We start from the raw sequence: 18,389 nt of genomic DNA, 5'->3' as shown, positions 1-18,389 counted from the left end.
GGCGCCAACGACGATCGCCATCGCGCGGGCCATGGCGCAAGCCGGACGGGCCGGCTGCAACGGCTGCGAGATGCCGCCCCGACCGGACGTCGCGCGAATCAGCTGCTGATCCTCTGCACCGTTCTGCCGGTCCTGCTGATGGCGTTCGGCGCCTGGCTCACCTGGCGGGAGACCTGGGACCAGGCCCAGGTGGAGGTCGAGCGCTCTGCCGTCGCCGTCGCGCAGTACGGGGAACGCGTGCTGGCCCTGCACGCGGTCGCCGCCGGGCGCATGAACGTGATTCTCCGGGGCCTCTCTGATGGCGAGATCCGCGGCAGGGAGGCCGAGCTGCACGCCGAGCTCGAACAGCTCGCGCGGGAGATCCCGCACACCGAGGCTGGCTTTGTCATCGACCGCCACGGGGCCGTGCTGGTCAGCGCCAATGTCTACCCCGTGCCGCGCGAAGGAACGCCCGGGGCGGATCGGGACTTCTTCCTGGCCCTTTCGGCGGCGGACCCGCCAGAGATCCATGTCAGCCGCCTGCATGTCGGCCGGCTCGATGGCGCGCTGTTCTTCGCCGTCAGCCGCCGCCGCGAGCGGACAGGCAACGGCGACCCGCCCGGCACCTTCGAGGGGCTGGTGAACCTGTCCATCTTCCCCGATCAGCTCGCCCACGGGCTGCGCGACCTGACACAGGACGACACCGACATCGCCGGGCTGGTGCGCACCGATGGCGAGGTGCTCGCGCGCAGCCCCGCCATGACGGTCCCGGTCCGGCTGGGCGATGGCCTGCTCCGCCCCCTCGGCAACCGGGCTGCCGCCGTGAGCATCCAGGCCCGGTCGGCGGTGGATGGCCAGGACTACCTCGTCGCGGCACGCCTCATCGAAGGCTGGCCTGTCTACGGCATGGCCGGACGCCCGCTCGCGGCCGTTGTCGCGGCGTGGCGCCGCGCCGTGGCCTACCAGCTTGCGATCGGCCTGCCGGCGACCTTCATGCTGATCGGGCTTGCCTTTGCCGTCCGCCAGGGCAGCCGCCGCCTCGCCGCGGCGAACGACCAGCTGGAGCAGCGCGTGGCGGCGCGCACCGCCGAGCTTGCCGACAGCGCACGCCGGCTGCAGGAGGCGCTCCGGGTCGGGCGCGTCCTTGCGTTCGAGTTCGACCCGGCTGCGGGGCGCGTGGTCCGCTCGCCCAATGCCGGCGAGATCCTGGGTCAGGCAGAAACCGAGGCTGTGACGGACACGCGCGAGGGCTTCTTCGCCGCCGTTCACCCGGACGATCGCGAACGCGTGCGGGTCGCGCTGGCCGGTAGCACGCCGGCCCAGCCCCGCTACCAGGTGCGCTTCCGTTATATCCGGCCTGATGGTGGCGTGGTCTGGCTGCAGGACCAGGGCGCCGGACAGTTCGGCCCGGATGGGCGCCTGCTGCGCCTGACCAGCCTGGCCCGCGACGTCACGGCGGAGATGGCGGCTGAAGAGGCCATGCGCGATGCCGAGCAGCGCCTGCGCGCCGCCACCGAAGGCGCCGGCCTCGGCACCTACGAGATCGATTTCCGGCGCGACCGGGCGTGGTTCGACGCCCGGGCCGTGGAGGTCACGGGCGGTGTGCTGCCCGCCGCCACCTGGTTCGCCCTCGACGGTCCGGAATGGGCGGCTCTGGCGGCCATCATCCATCCGGAGGACCGCGCCGCCTTCGAGCAGGCGTGGTCCGACGTCGTCAGGGGCGCCGCCGATGGCTGGGCGGTCGAGACCCGCCTCCGCCGCCCCGACGGAAGCTGGGGCTGGGACTGGTGCCACGGCACCGTGACGGAGCGGGATCCGGCGACCCTCCGTCCCCGGCGGTTGGTCGGCATCGTGCAGGACGTGACCGACCGTCGCCGGCTGGAGGCCGAGCTGCGCCAGGGCCAGAAACTCCAGGCGCTCGGCTCGCTCGCGGGCGGCATCGCGCATGACTTCAACAACGTGCTGCAGGCGGTCTCCGGTGCCGCGGCCATGCTCCGGCGAGAGGCGGGGGACCCTGCGCGGGTGCGCCATCGCACCCGCATGCTGGCCGAGGCGGTGGAGCGGGGTGCCGCCATCACCGGCCGGCTGCTCGGCTTCGCCCGGCGGACCGAGGCGCGCGCCACGCCGCTGGACGTGGCGGAGCTGCTGCAAGGGCTCAAGGAAATCCTGGGGCCGACGCTTGGGGCGGGGATCGAGATCCGCGTGGAGGCCCTGCCCGGGCTGCCGCCGCTGCTCGCCGAACGCGAACAGCTGCAGACGGCGCTGATCAATCTCGCCACCAATGCGCGCGACGCCATGCCCCGGGGCGGGGTCCTCATCCTCTCGGCCGCGGCCGAGCGGGTCACGCGGCGCGGCGCCGGCGTGCCGGCGGGGCTGGAGCCGGGCGAGTACCTTCGGCTCTCGGTGCGGGACGATGGTACGGGGATGGGTGCCGCGACGCTCGCCCGCGCTGCCGATCCCTTCTTCACCACCAAGCCCGAGGGGCAGGGCACCGGGCTCGGCCTGCCGATGGCCAAGGGCCTCGCCGCGCAGCTTGGGGGGGCCTTCCTCATCGAGAGCGCGCCGGGGAAGGGCACCACCGTCACGCTGTGGCTGCCCGGGGCGAGCAGGCGCGCGCCCGGCTCCGCCGCGCCTGCGCCTGCAGAGGGCGGGCTGACGGCCGCGCCGGGGCCGGAACGCCGGCTCCGCATCCTGGTCGTGGACGATGATCGCCTGGTGCGCGAGACCCTCGCGGACGAGTTGACGGCGGCCGGGCACGGCGTGTGCGTGGCGCCGGGAGGGGCCGAGGCCCTGGCGCTGCTGGATGCCGGCGAGCGGGTGGATGCGCTGGTGGCGGACCTCAGCATGCCCGGCCTGGACGGCCTGTCCCTGATCCAGGCAGTGCGCCGAAGATACGCCGCGTTGGCCTGCGTGCTGCTGACCGGGCACACGGAGGGAAGCGCGGCGGCCCTGGCGCCGGATGCAGGTGGCGGCGAATTCGCGCTGCTGCACAAGCCGGCGACCGGTGCCGAGGTCGCCGCCGCCCTCGGGACGCTGCAGCGGGCCGAGCCGGCCTAGCCTGCGTCACCCTGGGTGTGCACGCCGCCGTCGGGCTTCTGCGGCGCGGCCCTGGGGCCGGGGCCGCCGGACCCGCCCCCCGTGCGGGCCGCGCCGCCGCCCGGCAGCTTCCGCGCCTGTCCGAGAGCCGGCCGGTCGTCGCAAGGCGCCGCGCCGGCCGTCCCCGCCCCGCCGGGCGGCGGCAGGACACCGAGGCAAGGAGGACACCGGCATGGCCGGAGCGAGGACACACCGCATCGCCGTGATCCCCGGCGACGGGATCGGCAAGGAGACGGTGCCCGAGGGCCTGCGCGTGCTGGACGCCGCCGCGCGCCGCTTCGGCTTCGACCTGCAGCTCACCCATTACGACTGGTCCTGCGAGACCTACACGAAGACCGGTAAGATGATGCCCGATGACGGGCTGGATCGCCTGCGCGACTCGGATTCGATCTTCCTCGGCGCCGTGGGCTGGCCCGGCGTGGCGGACCATGTCTCGCTCTGGGGCCTCTTGATCCCGATCCGGCGGGTGTTCGACCAGTATGTGAACCTCCGCCCCTGCCGGCTGCTGCCGGGGGCGCGCACGCCGCTGGCGGACCGCACGCCGGAGGACATCGATTTCTACGTGGTGCGCGAGAATACCGAGGGCGAATACTCCTCCTCCGGCGGCCGGATGTTCGCCGGCACCGATCGCGAATTCGTCACCCAGGACGCCGTCTTCACCCGCACCGGCGTGGACCGTGTGCTGAAATACGCATTCGAGCTGGCCATGACCCGGCCGCGGCGGAAGCTGACCTCCGCCACCAAGTCCAACGGCATCACCTTCACCATGCCGTATTGGGACGAGCGCTTTGCCGAGATGTCGAAGGCCTATCCGGGCGTGACCACCGACCAGTTCCACATCGACATCCTCTGCGCGCATTTCGTGCAGCATCCGGACTGGTTCGACGTGGTGGTCGGCTCCAACCTGTTCGGCGACATCCTCTCCGATCTCGGGCCGGCGGTGGCGGGCAGCATCGGCATCGCACCCTCGGCCAACATCAACCCGGAGAAGAAGCACCCGAGCATGTTCGAGCCGGTGCACGGCTCGGCGCCCGATATCGCGGGCAAGTGGATCTGCAACCCGATCGGCCAGATCTGGTCGGGCGCCATGATGCTCGAGCATCTCGGCGAGAAGGCGGCCGCCGACGCCATCGTGCACGCGATCGAGGCGCTGCTCGCCGAGGGCGGCCCGCGTACCCGCGACATGGGCGGCAATGCGGGCACGATCGATGTCGGCAAGGCACTGGCCGAGGCCGTCGCGCGGGGCTGAGGCGAAGGGCGGGCATCGCTTCGGCTTCACTTGAAAGCCGGGTGGGATGCGTCGTATAAACGGCCATTCAGTTGAGAACGAATCTCAACTGGAGGGCCGGGCGGTGGCGTCCGAGCCGATCGAGGAAGGCAACCGGGAGGTCCGATGGGCCGCGACTTCAGCCACATCGCCCGCCGCTGCGAGCGCGCCGTGGTCACCGCCTATCGCGAGCTGCGCGAGGGCGGCAGCCACGACATGGCCGCCTTCACCGCCTGCACCACTCTGTACCGCATCCATCACCCGGAGGCCTCGATGACCGAGGCACGGCGGCTGGTCGCGGAGTGGATAGACCACCACGTCATCCGTGGCGCCGCCACGCCCACCGAGGGCTGCGCCTGCGACTGACCCCGCCAACTGACCCGCGGGGCGGCTGATCAGCCGCCGGCGGCCGCCAGGGTCCGTTCCGAGAGCGCCGGCAAGGCCGCCGCCGCACGCCGCGCCGCCTCCATCTCGCCCTGTTTCGCGGCGCTTTCGAGTTCGGCCACCAGCTCCGCCAGCCGCCGCGCACCGGCCATCCGCGCCGCGCCCTTCAGCCGGTGCGCCGCCGCCGCCGCCCCATCCAGGTCACCCTTCGCCAGCGCGCCGAGCACCGCCTCGCCATCGCGCTTAACGCCCTCCCGGAAGGTGGCGATCAGCTTTCCCAGCCGCGCCTCGTCGCTGCCGAACAGCTGGCGCAGCGCATCCGGGTCCCACAGCGTCGTCAGCCCGGGCTCGTCCGTGGCCGCCGGCGCGGCGGTTCCTTGCGGCAGGTGGCGGCCGAGCGCGCGGGCGAGCTGCTCCAGCGCCAGCGGCTTCGGCAGGAAGGCGTCCATGCCGGCGGCGAAGCAGCGCTCATCCTCCCCCTTCAGCGCATTGGCGGTGACCGCGATCAGCACGGTGCGCGGCCGGCCCGGCGCGGCGGCCTCCTCCCGGCGGATGGCGCGCGCCAGGTCGAGCCCATCCATCACCGGCATGTGCAGGTCCACCAGCGCCAGCGGATGCCGCCCGACGCGCCACAGCGCCAGCGCCTGCTCGCCATCCTCGGCCATGTCGGCCTCGCAGCCGAGCAGCTCCAGCTGGCGTGCCAGCACCTCGCGGTTCACCGGGTGGTCGTCCACCACCAGCAGCCGCGGCGCCGGGCCGCTACGCGGGGCGGGCACCGACGGTGCCTCCGCCACTGGCGCTGAGGCGGCGGCGCCGAGGCGCAGCGTCACGGTGAAGCGGCTGCCGCGGCCGGGCTCGCTTTCCACCACCACGTCGCCGCCCATCAGCCGCGCCAGCCGGCGCACGATCGAAAGCCCGAGCCCGGTGCCGCCATAGCGCCGCGTGGTGGAGCTGTCGGCCTGGGCGAAGGGCTGGAACAGCCGGGCGAGCTGCGCCGCGCTCATGCCGACGCCGCTATCCTCCACCGCCAGCCGCGCTTCCACCGCGCCATCGGGGCTGGCCTCGGTGGTGGCGCGGATGCGCACGAAGCCCGATTGCGTGAACTTGATGGCGTTGCCGACCAGGTTGAACAGGATCTGGCGCACCCGTACCGGATCGCCCGCGACCAGGTCCGGCCCGGCGCCCTGCGGATCGGCGAAGAGCTGCAGCCCCTTGGCCCGTGCCTGCACGGCGAGCGTATCCACCGCGCCCTCCACCAGGCCGCGCAGCGAGAAGGGCAGCGCCTCGAGCTCCAGCCGCCCGGCCTCGATCTTCGAGAAGTCGAGCAGGTCGTCGATGATGCGCAGCAGCTGTCCCGCGCTCTCGCGGATCACCGCCACGCAGCGTGCCTGCTCGGGGCCGGGGGGCGTGCGTTCCAGCACCTCGATCATGCCGAGCACGCCGTTCATGGGCGTGCGGATCTCGTGGCTCATGGTGGCGAGGAAGGCGGATTTGGCGCGGTTCGCCGCCTCGGCCGCGTCGCGCGCCTCCTTCAGCTCGTCCTCGCGCGCCTTGAGGCGCGTGACGTTGCGGTAGATCACCAGCACGCCGCCATCCTTGGTGGCGACGGCCGAGGCCTCCACCCAATCGCCATTCGCCGCCTGCCGGAGTTCGGGCGGGGCGCCCGGGTTGCGCGCGAGGGTGAGGCGGCTCTGCGCCAGCGCCTCGAACACGTCGGGGTCGTCGGGGGGCGGGCCGAAATCGCCGCGGCGGGCGCGGTAGCGCATGGCATCCAGTGCCGAGGCCCCAGGCGCGGCGAGCTCCGGCGGCACGTCGTTGTAGGCAGCCGCGGCGCGGTTCGCGAGCTTCAGGCGCAGCTCGTGGTCCAGCAGCACCACGCCATCCGTCATGTGGTCGAGGATGAGCTGCTGCGTCTCCCGTGCCGCCGCAAGCTCGTGCTCGCGCTGCTTCAGCTCGGTGATGTCGCGGTACATCAGCACCGCGCCGCCGGTCGCGACCGGGATGGACTTCACCTCGAGCCAGGTGCCCGACGGCGTCTGCCGGATGTAGGAGACGCCGCCCGGCCGGGCGAGAAGCGCGGCGCGCTGGCGCACGCGGGCCTCCAGCTCCACCGCGTCCTTCGGCGGCGGGCCGAACTCGCCGCGCTGGTCCTGCAGCCGCATGATGTCGAGCACATTCACGCCGGGATACGCCATCTCGGGCGGGAACTCGCCGACGCGCAGCGTCTCCTTGTTGAAGAACAGCACGGTGAAATCGGCGTCCCACATGACGACGCCATCGGTCATGTGGTCGAGCACGGTCTGCAGCTGCTCGCGTGCCGCCGTCAGCTCGGCCTCCTGCCGCTTGTAGGCGGTGACGTCGCGATAGGTGAGCACCGTGCCGCCCTGCGCCAGCGGGATGGTGGTGACCTCGACCCAGGTGCCGGCCTTGGTGGCACGGATGTAGGAGGCGCCGCCCGGCCGGTTGAGCAGCGCGGCGCGCGCCGCCACGCGCGCCTCCAGCTCCGCCTCGGTCTCCGGCGGCGGGCCGTAGTCGCCGCGGCGCTCGCGCATGCGGATCAGCTCGATCACGCTCGCGCCCGGATGCAGCGTGCCCTCGGGGAATTCGCCGACGCGGCTGGCGCCGTTGTTGGCGAAGACGATCCGCATCGCGTCGTCCCACATCAGGACGCCGTCGGTCATGTGGTCCAGCACCGTCTGCAGCTGCTGCCGGGAGGCCGCGAGGTCGGTCTCCTGCCGCTTGAAGTCGGTGATCTCGCTGGCGCTCAGCAGCCAGCCATGCGGCATGCGGCGAAGCTGGATGCGGAACCACAGCCCTTCGGCGGTGCGCCAGTCGCGCTGGCGTTCCAGGGTACCGGCGGCAGGCAGCCAGAAGGCCGGATCCTCGGGCGGATCGAGGTAGGAGAAGGGGTTGGCCGAGGCACTGCGGCGACCAATCGCTGCCAGCACCGCGTCCAGGCCGCCGTCGGGGCCGAGGGCCGGGTCGCCCTGCGGCAGCAGCTGGGCGAGGCGGGGGTTGGCGGAGACCAGGCGGCCATCGGCGTCGAACAGCGCGAAGGGGCCTGCCAGATGCGCCAGCGCCTCCTCCCGGAGGGTGGCGAGTGCCTCGGCGGTGTGGCCGGGGGCGGACGAGGGCAGCATGGCGGCACTGTGCACCGTCCAGCGTCTCGGCGGTGTGTCGCGTGGGGCGCAGTTCTGTTTCGTTTGTTTCGCGCCTCCCCTTTGACGTGCCGGTGCGGCTTTGCAACCTTGGCGCGATACAAGGGATCACGGGCATGGCCGAGGCGACGATCTCCCTCCTGGTGGTGGAGGACGACCCGTTCCAGCGGGAGACGGTCTGCGCCTACCTGTCCAACCAGGGCTTCACGGTCGAGGGGGTGGAGGACGGCGCCGCCTGCCGCGCCGCGATCGGCCGGGGCATGCCGGATGCGGTGCTGGTGGATATCGGCCTGCCCGGCGGCGAGGATGGCTTCTCGCTGGCGCGCTGGCTCCGCGGGCTCTCGCCCACGGTCGGCATCATCATGCTGACGGCGGCGAGCGACCTGGTGGACCGCGTGGTGGGCCTCGAATCCGGGGCGGACGACTACGTCACCAAGCCGTTCGAGCCGCGCGAATTGCTGGCGCGGCTGCGGGCGGTGATGCGCCGGGTCGGCGCCGAGGGGCGGCCTGCCGTGGCGGCGCCGGAGTCGCTGCCGCCGCATCGGGTGCGGATCGGCGCGGCGGTGCTGGACATGCAGACCGGCGTGCTGCGCAACGCGGAAGGCCGCGACGACCAGCTGACCGAGAGCGAATTCAGCCTGCTGAAGCTGTTCGTCGAGAACCCGAACCGTGCGCTGCACCGCGACTGGCTGCTGGAGCGGACCTCCGGCGAGGAGGAGCCCGAGGCCTTCGATCGGGCGATAGACCTGCGGATCATGCGGCTGCGGCGCAAGGTGGAGCGGCATCCGGCACGGCCGATGGCGCTGCGGACCGTGCGGGGGGTGGGCTACCTGTTCGACCCCGAGGCGGGGTAGGGCGCCAGCTTGCCCGCTCGGTTCGCCCCTCAGTTCGGCCGGATGTCCATCGCCCGCGTGTAGCCGTCCAGTCGCTGCGTGTGGCGGACAGCCGCGCGATGCGCCCAGAGATGCATCTGGTGGTGCACCGGGACCAGGGCCACGTCGCGGAAGGCCATGGTGGTCGCCTCGGCCAGCAGGGCTTCGCGCTTCGCGTCGTCGAGTTCCGCCAGCGCCCGGTCGAGCAGCGCGTCGAAGGCGGGGTTGGAGTAGCGGCCCCGGTTGAACTGGCCGCGGCCGCGCGCCTCATCCACCGTGCCGATCAGCGTCACCAGCGGCGAAGTCGGCTCGCCGGTCTCGACGTTCCACAGCCCGGTCCAGAAGCTGAACTCGCGGGCGCGGCTGCGTGCGACATGGGTGGTGTGCGGCATCGCATCGACGCTGGTGCGCACACCGATCCGGGTGAACATCTGCGCCACCGCCTGGCAGATCTGCGCGTCGTTGACGAAGCGGTTGTTCTGACAATGGATGGTGAGCTGGAAGCCCTGCGGGAAGCCGGCCTCGGCCAGCAGCGCGCGGGCGCGGTCGGGCTCGAAGGGCGTGGGCGTCAGGGCGGCGGCATGACCATAGGCCCCTGGCGGCATGAACTGGCTGGCCACCCGCGCCTGCCCGCCCATCACGCGCTCCACGATGGCCTCGCGGTTGATCGCCATGCTGAGCGCCTGGCGCACGCGGAGATCGGTCAGCGGGTTGCGCGGCAGCGGCTGGCCGTCGGCGGCGCGGATGCCGGGCGGGACACGCTCGGTCATGTCGAGGTGAAAGCCCGCCACGGCCGGCGCCACCACGGAGGAGACGCGCACTCGCGGATCGGCGGTGAGGCGCGGCAGGTCTTGCGGCGGCGCGGCATCGATCAGGTCGAGGTCGCCGGCCAGCAATCCGGCGACGCGCGAGGCGGGCTGCGTGATGCCGCGCAACGTGACACGCGCCCAGGGCTCGGCCGCGCCCCAATAGCCCTCGTTGCGTGCCAGATCGATACGCTCCCCGCGCTGCCAGCCGGCCAGGCGGTACGGCCCGGTGCCGATCGCGGCGCGGCCGGAATCGTAGTCCGCCGTGGTGACGTCCGGCCGCGTCGCCGAGATCACCGGCACCTGGCTCAGATAGACCGGCATCAGCGGGAAGGGTGTCGCAGTGCGCAGGATCACGGTGCGCGCATCCGGTGTCTCCACGGCGGTGATCTGGCGGAGATAGACCGCGAAGGAGGAGGGGCTGCCCGGCACCGCGGCGGCGCGGCGCAGCGTGAAGGCGACGTCCTGCGCGGTCAGCGCCGCGCCATCGTGGAAGCGCACGCCCTCGCGGAGGATGATGCGCCAGGAGGTCGGCGTCTCCGCGGCCCAGGAGGTCGCCAGCGCCGCGACCGGCCGCTGCCGCGTGTCGAGCGCCACGAGGGGCTCGTAGAGATGCGGCGCGAAGGCCTTGTTGCCGCCGAAATTGTGCCAGTGCGGATCCAGGCTGTTGGGGAACAGCTCGATCCCGATGCGAAGCTCCTGCGCCGCGACAGGGGCGGCAAGCAGCACGAGGCTGGCGGCGAGGGCGGCGAGGCGCATGGCGGCTTGCTCCTGGCGAAGCCGAAGGATGGCGCGCGCCGCACCGCGGGGGCAACCCGGTTCGTCTGCCGCGCCCCCCCTCCAACTGCCTTGCCGCGCCTATTCGGCAGGCAGCGGCAACGGCTCTGCATGCCGGCCGCGCAGGATGCGCCGGCCGATGATGAACGCGACCACCGCCGCCGCCGCACCGGCGAGGCACCAGAACAGCCGCTCCGGCCCGAGCAGCGCGCCAAGGAACCAGCCCGCCGCGACGAAGCTGCCGGCCCAGAGCCCCGCGGCGATGAAGTTCAACACGGCGAAGCGCCGGTGCTCCATCCCGGCGATGCCGCAGGCCGCGGAAGCGATGTTGCGGATGCCGTAGAGGAAGCGGAAGCTCAGCACGAAGAGCGCGCCATAGCGCTCCAGCAGGACCGAGGCGCGCGCCATCTTCGCTTCCGCACGGGGGAAGCGCTGCAGCGCGGCGGGGCCGAAGCGGCGGCCGAGGGTGAACCAGGTCTGGTCGCCTGCGAAGGAGCCGAGCCAGACCGACACCATCAGGATCCACGGATCCACCAGGCCCGTCGCGGCGCCGGCCGCGGCGGCGACCAGAACGAAGGTCTCGCCCTCGAAGAACGCCCATGCAGCGGCCGCCAGATAGGCGACCGCGCCCCACTCCGCCCAGAACTCCGCCACCCGTGATGCCTCCCGGACTTCCGGGCATCTATGACGCCGATGCTGCGCCAACAAAGCGATAATTTGACCGGAGATGTGTTATGCCGCGCGCCGCGCCGCGGTATCGGCGTCAGGCTCGCGCCCAGCCGATCGCCGCGCGGGCGAGCGCGTCGATGGTGTCGCAGACCGGGAAGGGCAGGGCCGGGCCGGCGGCGATGCCGAGCGGGATCTCGGTGCAGCCCAGCACCACCGCCCGCGCGCCGCGCGCCGTGAGGTGCCGCGCCGCCTCGGCGAGCGGGGCGTAGGAGTCCCGGATGCGGTTGCGCTTCACCTCGGCGATGGCGGGCGTGACGAGTTCCGCCATCTCCGCCTCGGTCGGCACCAGGCACTCATAGCCGCGCGAGGCCAGCCGCACCTGGTAGAGCCGCATCGCCAGCGTGCCGGCGGTGCCCATCACGCCGATGGTGCCGCGCGGCACCCCGAGGCGGGCCAGCTCGTCGGCGGCGGCATCGACGATGTGCAGGATGGGCAGTCTGGTGGCCGCCTGCATCCCCTCGAACCAGCCATGCGCGGTGTTGCAGGGAATGGCGATGGCGCCGGCGCCGGCTGCCTCCAGGCCGCGTATGCCGCGCAGCAGGGCGGGGAGCGGGTCCTCGCCGCCGGCGATGCGCGCCGCTGTGCGGTCGGGCACGCGCGGGTCGGACCACAGCACGGCGGGGATGTGGTCCTGGTCCCGCTCGGCCGGCGTCAGCAGCGTCAGGCGCCGCATGAACTCCGCCGAGGCCAGCGGGCCCATCCCGCCGAGAACGCCGAGCATGCGATGTTCGCGCATCCGATTCAGCTCTCCGGTACTCGGCGCCTCCGCCCTGCGACCATCGGATGCCTGCGTCATAGCCCCAACCCGTCCCACACCAGCTTGCTGCCGGTCACCGCGAGCATGGCGTAGATCAGGCGGTAGAACACGCGGTCGCTCATCCGCCCCGAGAGCCACACGCCCATCCGCACGCCGAGCGGCGCCAGCGGCAGCAGGATCAGACTGGTCAGCAGGTTGCCCGCTGACAACTGGCCGAGGAAGAAATAGGGGACGAGCTTCACGTAGTTCATCACCCCGAAGAATACCACGCTGGTCGCCACCAGCGCCGCGCGCTCCAGCCGCAGCGGATAGAGATAGATCGCCAGCGGCGGCCCGCCGGCATGGGCGATGGTGGAGGTGAAGCCGGACAGCGCGGACCAGAAGCCGCCGCGCAGCCAGCTCGGTGCGGCGGGGCGCGGCACCTCCCGGCCGGGGCGGGCCTGCCACAGGCTGCGGGCGAGGAAGGCGAGCGCGATCACCCCGACCATCAGCTTCACCTGGCGATCGCTCATCAGCCCGAAGGCCGCGGTGCCGAGCGCCAGCCCGACCAGGCCGCCGGGCAGGATCACCCGCAATTCCCGCCGGCTCCATTTCCCCCACCAGGCGCGCAGGCCGGAGATGTCCATTGCGCAGAGCAGCGGCAGGGCGATGCCCGCCGCCTGCGGCGCGGGGATGACGAGCGCCATCAGCGGAACGATGGAATTGCCGGCGCCCGAGGCGAAGCCGCCCTTGCTGATGCCGGTCAGCAACACCGCGGGGATGGCCAAAGCCCAGAAAAGCGGGTCAGTGATGATCGGCACGCGGGGTGACGTCCTGAGGGGCGGGCGTTATGGCACGCCCCCTGTCCTTTCGCGACATGCCAGGAAGCAACGCGACCAATGGAACACATGTACGACCCGCTGTGGCTGGCCGGGCTGGCGGCGGCGATGGCCGCGACCGGACTGGTCTCCGGCCTGCTGGCGGGGCTGCTGGGCGTGGGCGGGGGCATCGTCATCGTGCCGGTGCTGTTCAGCATCTTTCCGCTGTTCGGGATTCCGGAGTCGGTACAGATGAAGCTGGCGGTCGGCACCAGCCTCGCCACCATCATCCCCACCTCGATCCAGTCGGCGCGCAAGCACTTCGCCAGGGGCACCATGGATGTGGCGCTGTTGCGCAGCCTGGTGCCCTCGATCTGCGTCGGCGTGCTGCTGGGCACGCTGCTCGGCGTCGTGGTGCGGGGGGATGCGCATACGGCGGTGTTCGCGGTGATCGCCGCGGCGGTGGCGGCCAACATGGCCTTCACGGGAGTGGACTGGCGGCTGCGCGACAGCTTCCCGACCGGCAGGCGGCGGCATTCGATCGGCACCTTCATCGGCGGCGTCAGCGCGATGATGGGGATCGGCGGCGGCACGGTGGGCGTGCCGATCCTGTCCATGTTCGGCGCGCCGATCCGCAGCGCCGTGGCCACCGCGAGCGCCTTCGGGGTGATCATCTCGATCCCGGCGACGATCGGCTTCATCTATGGCGGCTGGGGCAACACGCTGCTGCCGCCGCTGAGCCTCGGCTATGTGAACCTAATCGGCTTCGCGCTGATCGTTCCGAGCAGCCTGCTCGCGGCGCCCCTCGGGGTGCGGCTGGCGCATACCATCCCGCCGCTGGTGCTGAAGCGCGCCTTCGCGGTGTTCCTCGGCCTCACCGTGGTCAGGATGTTCTGGAGCCTGCTGAGCTGAGTCCGAGAACCGCCACGCGGCAGGCCTCGGTCATCGCCTGACGCCCGGCGGCATCGGCCGCGAAGGCCGAGACGGCGAGCGGCGCGCCGATGCGCAGGCGCAGCTTTCCCGGCCGCGGCCAGCGCCGCTGCGGCGGCCAGGCGGCATGCGCGCCGTCCAGCCAGCAGGGCACCACGGGCACGCCGGTGCCGGCGACCAGCGTGGCGAGGCCCGGCTGAAAGGCACCCATGCCGCCGTTGCGGCTCCGCGTGCCCTCAGGGAACAGGATGTAGACGAGGCGGTCCTCCACCAGCCTTTCGCGCAGCGTGGTGAGGTCGCCGCGCCGGGTGCGGCCGCGCCAGATCGGCAGGGCGTTGATCGCATAGGCCGCGAAGGCGGCGCCGGCGCCGGTGCCGAAGAACACCTCGCCGGCGGCCAGCGCATGCGCCTGCCGCGCCGCCTCGCCGCGGAGCGCGGCGGCGAGGGTCAGCGCGTCCAGGTGGCTCGTGTGGTTGGCGATCAGCACGAAAGGGGGCGGAGGCAGGTTTTCGCGCCCTTCCACCTCAAGGCGGTGGAAGACAAGCAGGTAGGTGCACAGCAGGCGGCGCCAGGCGGCGTTCAGCGCCATGCCGACCAGCCCGCGCTCGCGCATCAGGCTGCGCAGGCGGTCCGCCGGCGCGAGGCCGAGATCGCGGGCCGGGCGAAGCTTCCATTCCATCAGCCGCCGCCCGTGATCACACGCACCGGCTGCCCCGCGCCGACGCCGACGAAGTAGTGCACGAGGTGGAATACCGCGGGCGCAACCAGCAGCAGGCTGTTGAAGCGGTCCAGGATGCCGCCATGCCCGGGCAGCACCACGCCCATGTCCTTGATGCCGATGTCGCGCTTGATCGAGGACAGCATCAGGTCGCCGGACTGCCCCGCAACGCTGACCAGCACGCCGAACAGCACCAGCCAATGCAGCGCGCCCATCGGCGTGTTGCCGAACATCGCCGCGCCGAGCAGCGCGACGACGCTCGCCGTCACCACCACCGCGCCGAGCGCGCCGGAGAGCGTCTTGTTCGGGCTGGTCGCCGGCAGCAGCTTGCGCCCGCCGATCAGCTTGCCGCAGGTGAAGGCGGCGACGTCGTTCAGCGCCACGGCGGTCAGCAGCAACAACACCAGCGGGCGGTAGTTCGCGTCGTTCGCCATGTAGCCGAGATGCGCGAGCCCGGCGCCGAACAGCACGTAGCCGAACACCGCCAGGCCGACGCGCTGGACGTAGCCCTGCGGCCGGTCGAGCGGGATGGAAGCGACCGCCAGCACGCAGACGGTCAGCGGGAACAGCGCGACGAAGAAGCCGTACCAGTGATCGAGCGCGGCGAAGTTCACCGCGACGATGCCGAGCACGACCACGGCCGAGAGCAGCCGCTCGCGGAACAGCCCGGTGGCGCGGGCGTATTCGCGGTAGCAGAGCAGGCCGAGGATGGTGACGGCGCCGATGGTCCATTCCCGCCCGGCCAGCACCGGGCCGAGCATCAGCGGCAGCAGCACGCACCAGGAGCCGAGCCGCAGCCACAATTCCTTCCGCAGGTCCGGCCGCACGCGCCCGGTGGCGGAGAGCCAGAAGATCGCGGCCGCGGCCGCCGCGACCACGGCGACGGTGGCCGAGACGATCCAGACGGTGACGGGATGGGCGAAGGCGACGCTCATCGCGCGGTGCTCCCGCGGAGGTGGCGATGCGCGCCGGCCAGCCGCCGGAGTGCGGTCACCAGCGACAGCGTCAGGATCGCATAGAGCGCCAGCACCACCAGGTCGGTCGCCCAGCCATCCGGCAGCAGGCCGCGCCACAGCGCGACAAAGGTGACGAGCGCCATGCGGTGCTGCTTGGCCATCGGCCCGCGGAAATCGCTCGGCGCGCCGGCCGCCTTGCCCACGGCGCGGACATAAGCGGTCGCCATCGCCGCCAGCGCCGCTGCCAGCCCCAGCGCCGGCTCGCCGGCAGCCAGCCCGAGGCCGAACAGGATGGCGGTGTCGGAGACGCGGTCCGGCACCTCGTTGAACAGTTCGCCGACCGGCGAGGCGATGCCACGCCCGATCGCCACCATGCCGTCCAGCAGGTTCGCCAGCAGCCGGAGCTGGATCAGCAGCGCCGCGAGCAGCCAGAGCGCGCGCCGCGCCTCCGTCCACTCCCAGGTCGCCGCCAGGCAGAGCCCGGCCACGATGCCAGCCGCCATGCCGGCCAAGGAGATGCCGTTGGCCGAGGCGCCGCGCTGCACCAGCCAGCCTGCCATCCGCTGGGTGATGCCCAGGTTGCGCGCCGCGATCGGGCGCCTGTCGCCGCTCTCCGCCATGCTCTCCTCGCTTGACGAAGCAAGGATGGCACGGATCTGCGTTTCAGTCGTTTCGCTCGGTTTCGCGCCGGGTGCGGGGTGCGACACTTCAAGACGGGAAGGTGGCGCCGCCCTGTGCTCCGCTGCCGGGCAGCACGGCATGGGGACGAGGATGCTGCCACTGCCGCCGCTCGGCCAGTTCAAGGCCGGCACGCCGGGTGACGACCTGCTCCGGGGCGATGGGAACGACGTCGGCCAGCCCGACCGCAGCCTGCCGCATGACCGCCTGCTCGGCGGCGATGGCGCGGACACGATATATGGCGGCCTGCGGATCCACGATTCGCGCGACGGCAACGACACCGTCGACGGCCAGCGCGGCAATGACGTGATCTTCTGCGGCGTTGGGCACGACATCGCCTCCGGCGGCAGCGGCGACGACCGGCTGTTCGGCGGGCCGGGCAACGACACGCTGTACGGCTCGGCCGGCGACGACCTGCTGGAGGGCGGGCTCGGCGCCGATATCCTGATCGGCGGCATGGGCCGCGATGCGCCGTCCGGCCGGGACTGGGCGGTCTACGAGACCTCGCATGCAAAGGTGATGGTGGACCTGGCGACCGGCATCGGGCGCTTCGGCCATGCGGAGGGCGACCGGCTGTTCGGCATCGCGAATCTCCTCGGGAGCCGGTTCGGCGACGCGCTGAGCGGCGGTGTGGGCGACAATTGGCTCGACGGCGCGGATGGGGACGACCTGCTGCGCGGCGGCGCCGGGGCCGACACGCTGCAGGGCGGCCGGTCGGAGGGCGCGGACCGGCTCGAGGGCGGGGCGGGCGCCGACCGCTTCGTGGTCGGGCAGACGCGGGCGACGCTGCCCGAGGCGTCGCTGGCGATCATCGCCGATTTCGATGCCGTCGCCGGCGACGTGCTGGAGATCCGCCGCGAGCTGCAGCCCGAGCGCATCCTGGCCATCCAGGAGGGCGCCGATACGCTGGTGCGGATCGAGACGCATTGGGTGCCGGTGATGAGCGGGCCCTCCTCCTGGACCTATGAGCGCAGCGAGGTGCCGGTGCAGCACACCGTGGCGGTGCTCGCGGGCGTGGAGGCCGCGACGCTGACCGGCGATTGGTGGCTGCTGCCGTAGCGTTCAGGCGGGATAGCGCCGGAACGGCCCGTGCAGGCGCGGCGGCAGAACCGGCAGGAGATGCGCCGCGGCAAGGAGCGCGGCGCGCTTCGGCCCCGGCGCCGCGGCCAGCGAGGCGCGCAGCCGCGCCAGCCCCTCGGCCTGGGCGCCGTGGCGGATGAGTTCCTTGCCGACCACCCAGGCATTCTCCGCCTCGGCGCGCGCCTTCATCGCGGCGAATCGCGGGCCGAGGCGGGCGGCGAGCGCAGGGTTGCCCCAGATCGCCGCCATCGCCGGTGCGAAGGAGGCGGGGTCGCGCGCCATCCGGCGGAAGGCGCTGCCGGCGCGCTCCCGCACGAAGAGCAGCGGGGCCTCGCCTTCCACGCGGGCGAAGGCGCCGCGGAGTGCCAGGCGGATCCAGCATTCCCAGTCCTCGCCATAGCGGATCTCCGGGTGGAAGCCGCCGGCTGCCTCGAAGGCGGCGCGGCGCACCAGCAGGTGGCCGCCATTGACCAGCAGGTTCCGCACCAGCAGGCAGTCGAGGATGTCGCCCTCGGGGAAGGGGCCGGACTTGATCCGCAGCGGCGCGTCGCCGGGGCGGGCCCGTTCCGCCATCGCCGCCCAGGGGCCATAGGCGGCCGCCGCGTCGGGTTGCGCCTTCAGCGCCGCGGCGAGGCGGGGCAGCGCATCGGGGGCGAGCCAGTCATCGGCATCGAGGAACAACAGCGCCGCGCCGCGTGCGGCCGCGATGCCGGCGTTTCGCGCGGCGGAGACGCCGGCGTTGGCCTGGCGGAGGATGCGGATGCGTGGATCGCCGGACGCGGCGGCCTCGGCGGCGGCGGCGGTGCCGTCGCGCGAGCCGTCGTCCACCACCACCATCTCCCACCCCGGGTGCTGCTGGGCGCGCGCGGAGGCCACGGCGTCACCGATGAAGGCGGCGACGTCGAAGGCGGGGGTGACGATGGAAACGGAAGGGGCTGGCACGGGCCGCAAGGTGCGGCGGCCCGGCCGGCCCTCCAAATCAAGCCCGCGACAGTCGCATGGGTGTCAGGCCAAGCGCTCGCCCTGGGCGAGACAGCTCAGGCGGTCGCCTTCGGCGAGACGCCCTTCTCCTCGAGGACCGACTGCAACTCGCCGGACTGGAACATCTCGGTGACGATGTCGCAGCCGCCGACGAACTCGCCCTTCACGTAGAGCTGCGGGATGGTCGGCCAGTTGGTGAAGCTCTTGATGCCTTCGCGCAGCTCCATGTCCTCCAGCACGTTCACGCCCTTGAAGGGCACGCCCATGTGGCTGAGGATCTGCACGACGCGCGCGGAGAAGCCGCATTGCGGAAACACCGGCGTGCCCTTCATGAAGAGCACCACGGGGTTCTCGGTGATCTCGGCCTGGATGCGGCCGTGTGCGGGGTCGCTCATCTGTCCTGGTATCCCTGGATGGGTTGCGT

The 18,389-nt window shown here is 72.4% G+C and carries 15 protein-coding genes and 1 pseudogene; 6 read left to right on the top strand and 10 right to left on the bottom strand.

What is annotated here, in order from left to right:
• Positions 1 to 138: 138 nt before the first annotated feature.
• The 3 genes from ACESM1_RS07225 to ACESM1_RS07215 all read left to right on the top strand — a co-directional run bounded on the left by ACESM1_RS07225 (position 139) and on the right by ACESM1_RS07215 (position 4,708).
• Positions 139 to 3,036, top strand: a complete 2,898-nt coding sequence (locus tag ACESM1_RS07225) for a PAS domain-containing protein (RefSeq protein ID WP_372619018.1) — start codon at positions 139 to 141, stop codon at positions 3,034 to 3,036.
• Between the two features lie 211 nt (positions 3,037 to 3,247).
• On the top strand, positions 3,248 to 4,324 hold the full coding sequence (locus tag ACESM1_RS07220) for a tartrate dehydrogenase (RefSeq protein WP_372619017.1): 1,077 nt from the start codon (positions 3,248 to 3,250) through the stop codon (positions 4,322 to 4,324).
• 144 nt (positions 4,325 to 4,468) lie between these two features.
• Positions 4,469 to 4,708: a hypothetical protein gene (locus ACESM1_RS07215; RefSeq protein WP_372619016.1), complete on the top strand. Its 240-nt coding sequence runs from the start codon at positions 4,469 to 4,471 to the stop codon at positions 4,706 to 4,708.
• 29 nt (positions 4,709 to 4,737) lie between these two features.
• On the opposite strand, the gene ACESM1_RS07210 is transcribed toward ACESM1_RS07215, so the two are convergent.
• Positions 4,738 to 7,866, bottom strand: a complete 3,129-nt coding sequence (locus ACESM1_RS07210) for a PAS-domain containing protein (RefSeq protein WP_372619015.1) — start codon at positions 7,864 to 7,866, stop codon at positions 4,738 to 4,740.
• 134 nt (positions 7,867 to 8,000) lie between these two features.
• Between ACESM1_RS07210 and ACESM1_RS07205 the strand changes: the two genes are divergently transcribed.
• Positions 8,001 to 8,738 (top strand): response regulator, encoded by a 738-nt coding sequence (locus ACESM1_RS07205; protein WP_372619014.1) that lies wholly within the window; start codon positions 8,001 to 8,003, stop codon positions 8,736 to 8,738.
• Positions 8,739 to 8,767: 29 nt separating this feature from the next.
• On the opposite strand, the gene ACESM1_RS07200 is transcribed toward ACESM1_RS07205, so the two are convergent.
• The 4 genes from ACESM1_RS07200 to ACESM1_RS07185 all read right to left on the bottom strand — a co-directional run bounded on the left by ACESM1_RS07200 (position 8,768) and on the right by ACESM1_RS07185 (position 12,625).
• On the bottom strand, positions 8,768 to 10,321 hold the full coding sequence (locus ACESM1_RS07200) for an ABC transporter substrate-binding protein (protein WP_372619013.1): 1,554 nt from the start codon (positions 10,319 to 10,321) through the stop codon (positions 8,768 to 8,770).
• Positions 10,322 to 10,420: 99 nt separating this feature from the next.
• A complete protein-coding gene (locus tag ACESM1_RS07195; RefSeq protein ID WP_372619012.1) occupies positions 10,421 to 10,993 on the bottom strand; it encodes a DedA family protein in 573 nt (190 codons plus the stop codon).
• Between the two features lie 109 nt (positions 10,994 to 11,102).
• Entirely contained in the window at positions 11,103 to 11,804 is a 702-nt protein-coding gene (locus ACESM1_RS07190) for an aspartate/glutamate racemase family protein (RefSeq protein ID WP_372619011.1), read from the bottom strand.
• 56 nt (positions 11,805 to 11,860) lie between these two features.
• Complete coding sequence (locus ACESM1_RS07185; RefSeq protein ID WP_372619010.1) at positions 11,861 to 12,625, bottom strand: sulfite exporter TauE/SafE family protein; 765 nt, start codon at positions 12,623 to 12,625, stop codon at positions 11,861 to 11,863.
• 78 nt (positions 12,626 to 12,703) lie between these two features.
• On the opposite strand from ACESM1_RS07185, the gene ACESM1_RS07180 reads away from it, so the two are divergent.
• On the top strand, positions 12,704 to 13,534 hold the full coding sequence (locus ACESM1_RS07180) for a sulfite exporter TauE/SafE family protein (protein WP_372619009.1): 831 nt from the start codon (positions 12,704 to 12,706) through the stop codon (positions 13,532 to 13,534).
• Here ACESM1_RS07180 and ACESM1_RS07175 read toward each other — a convergent pair.
• The 3 genes from ACESM1_RS07175 to ACESM1_RS07165 are packed head-to-tail and all read right to left on the bottom strand — an operon-like array spanning position 13,506 to position 15,846.
• Positions 13,506 to 14,231, bottom strand: coding sequence for a lysophospholipid acyltransferase family protein (locus tag ACESM1_RS07175; RefSeq protein ID WP_372619008.1), 726 nt, complete (start codon positions 14,229 to 14,231; stop codon positions 13,506 to 13,508). The genes ACESM1_RS07180 and ACESM1_RS07175 overlap by 29 nt on opposite strands.
• Complete coding sequence (locus ACESM1_RS07170; protein WP_372619007.1) at positions 14,231 to 15,205, bottom strand: phosphatidate cytidylyltransferase; 975 nt, start codon at positions 15,203 to 15,205, stop codon at positions 14,231 to 14,233. The genes ACESM1_RS07175 and ACESM1_RS07170 overlap by 1 nt, the downstream gene beginning before the upstream one ends.
• Positions 15,202 to 15,846 carry a CDP-alcohol phosphatidyltransferase family protein gene (locus ACESM1_RS07165; protein ID WP_372619006.1) on the bottom strand — a complete coding sequence of 215 codons (645 nt, stop codon included), beginning with the start codon at positions 15,844 to 15,846 and terminating at the stop codon, positions 15,202 to 15,204. The genes ACESM1_RS07170 and ACESM1_RS07165 overlap by 4 nt, the downstream gene beginning before the upstream one ends.
• Before the next feature lie 139 nt (positions 15,847 to 15,985).
• Here ACESM1_RS07165 and ACESM1_RS07160 point away from each other — a divergent pair, with 139 nt between their 5' ends.
• On the top strand, positions 15,986 to 16,963 hold the full coding sequence (locus tag ACESM1_RS07160; RefSeq protein ID WP_372619005.1) for a calcium-binding protein: 978 nt from the start codon (positions 15,986 to 15,988) through the stop codon (positions 16,961 to 16,963).
• A gap of 429 nt (positions 16,964 to 17,392) precedes the next feature.
• On the opposite strand, the pseudogene ACESM1_RS07155 reads toward ACESM1_RS07160, so the two are convergent.
• Together ACESM1_RS07155 and grxD are read right to left on the bottom strand one after the other, a co-directional pair.
• Positions 17,393 to 17,926 (bottom strand): annotated as a pseudogene (locus ACESM1_RS07155) (glycosyltransferase family 2 protein); the annotation flags it as partial.
• 95 nt (positions 17,927 to 18,021) lie between these two features.
• Positions 18,022 to 18,360 carry a Grx4 family monothiol glutaredoxin gene (gene grxD / locus ACESM1_RS07150; RefSeq protein ID WP_372619004.1) on the bottom strand — a complete coding sequence of 113 codons (339 nt, stop codon included), beginning with the start codon at positions 18,358 to 18,360 and terminating at the stop codon, positions 18,022 to 18,024.
• Between the last annotated feature and the right edge of the window lie 29 nt (positions 18,361 to 18,389).

Origin of the sequence: Falsiroseomonas sp. (assembly GCF_041690465.1) — a bacterium.
Lineage (GTDB): Bacteria > Pseudomonadota > Alphaproteobacteria > Acetobacterales > Acetobacteraceae > Falsiroseomonas.
Note: the sequence above shows the minus strand (reverse complement) of the source record. Positions and strands in the feature narration are given on the sequence as shown.

Coding starts and splice junctions, on each gene's coding strand:
- ACESM1_RS07215 (WP_372619016.1), top strand. CDS start 4,469: ATGGGCCGCGACTTCAGCCACATCGCCCGCCGCTGCGAGCGCGCCGTG.
- grxD (WP_372619004.1), bottom strand. CDS start 18,360: ATGAGCGACCCCGCACACGGCCGCATCCAGGCCGAGATCACCGAGAAC.
- ACESM1_RS07190 (WP_372619011.1), bottom strand. CDS start 11,804: ATGCGCGAACATCGCATGCTCGGCGTTCTCGGCGGGATGGGCCCGCTG.
- ACESM1_RS07225 (WP_372619018.1), top strand. CDS start 139: ATGGCGTTCGGCGCCTGGCTCACCTGGCGGGAGACCTGGGACCAGGCC.
- ACESM1_RS07160 (WP_372619005.1), top strand. CDS start 15,986: ATGGGGACGAGGATGCTGCCACTGCCGCCGCTCGGCCAGTTCAAGGCC.
- ACESM1_RS07170 (WP_372619007.1), bottom strand. CDS start 15,205: ATGAGCGTCGCCTTCGCCCATCCCGTCACCGTCTGGATCGTCTCGGCC.
- ACESM1_RS07205 (WP_372619014.1), top strand. CDS start 8,001: ATGGCCGAGGCGACGATCTCCCTCCTGGTGGTGGAGGACGACCCGTTC.
- ACESM1_RS07175 (WP_372619008.1), bottom strand. CDS start 14,231: ATGGAATGGAAGCTTCGCCCGGCCCGCGATCTCGGCCTCGCGCCGGCG.
- ACESM1_RS07180 (WP_372619009.1), top strand. CDS start 12,704: ATGGAACACATGTACGACCCGCTGTGGCTGGCCGGGCTGGCGGCGGCG.
- ACESM1_RS07165 (WP_372619006.1), bottom strand. CDS start 15,846: ATGGCGGAGAGCGGCGACAGGCGCCCGATCGCGGCGCGCAACCTGGGC.
- ACESM1_RS07220 (WP_372619017.1), top strand. CDS start 3,248: ATGGCCGGAGCGAGGACACACCGCATCGCCGTGATCCCCGGCGACGGG.
- ACESM1_RS07200 (WP_372619013.1), bottom strand. CDS start 10,321: ATGCGCCTCGCCGCCCTCGCCGCCAGCCTCGTGCTGCTTGCCGCCCCT.
- ACESM1_RS07210 (WP_372619015.1), bottom strand. CDS start 7,866: ATGCTGCCCTCGTCCGCCCCCGGCCACACCGCCGAGGCACTCGCCACC.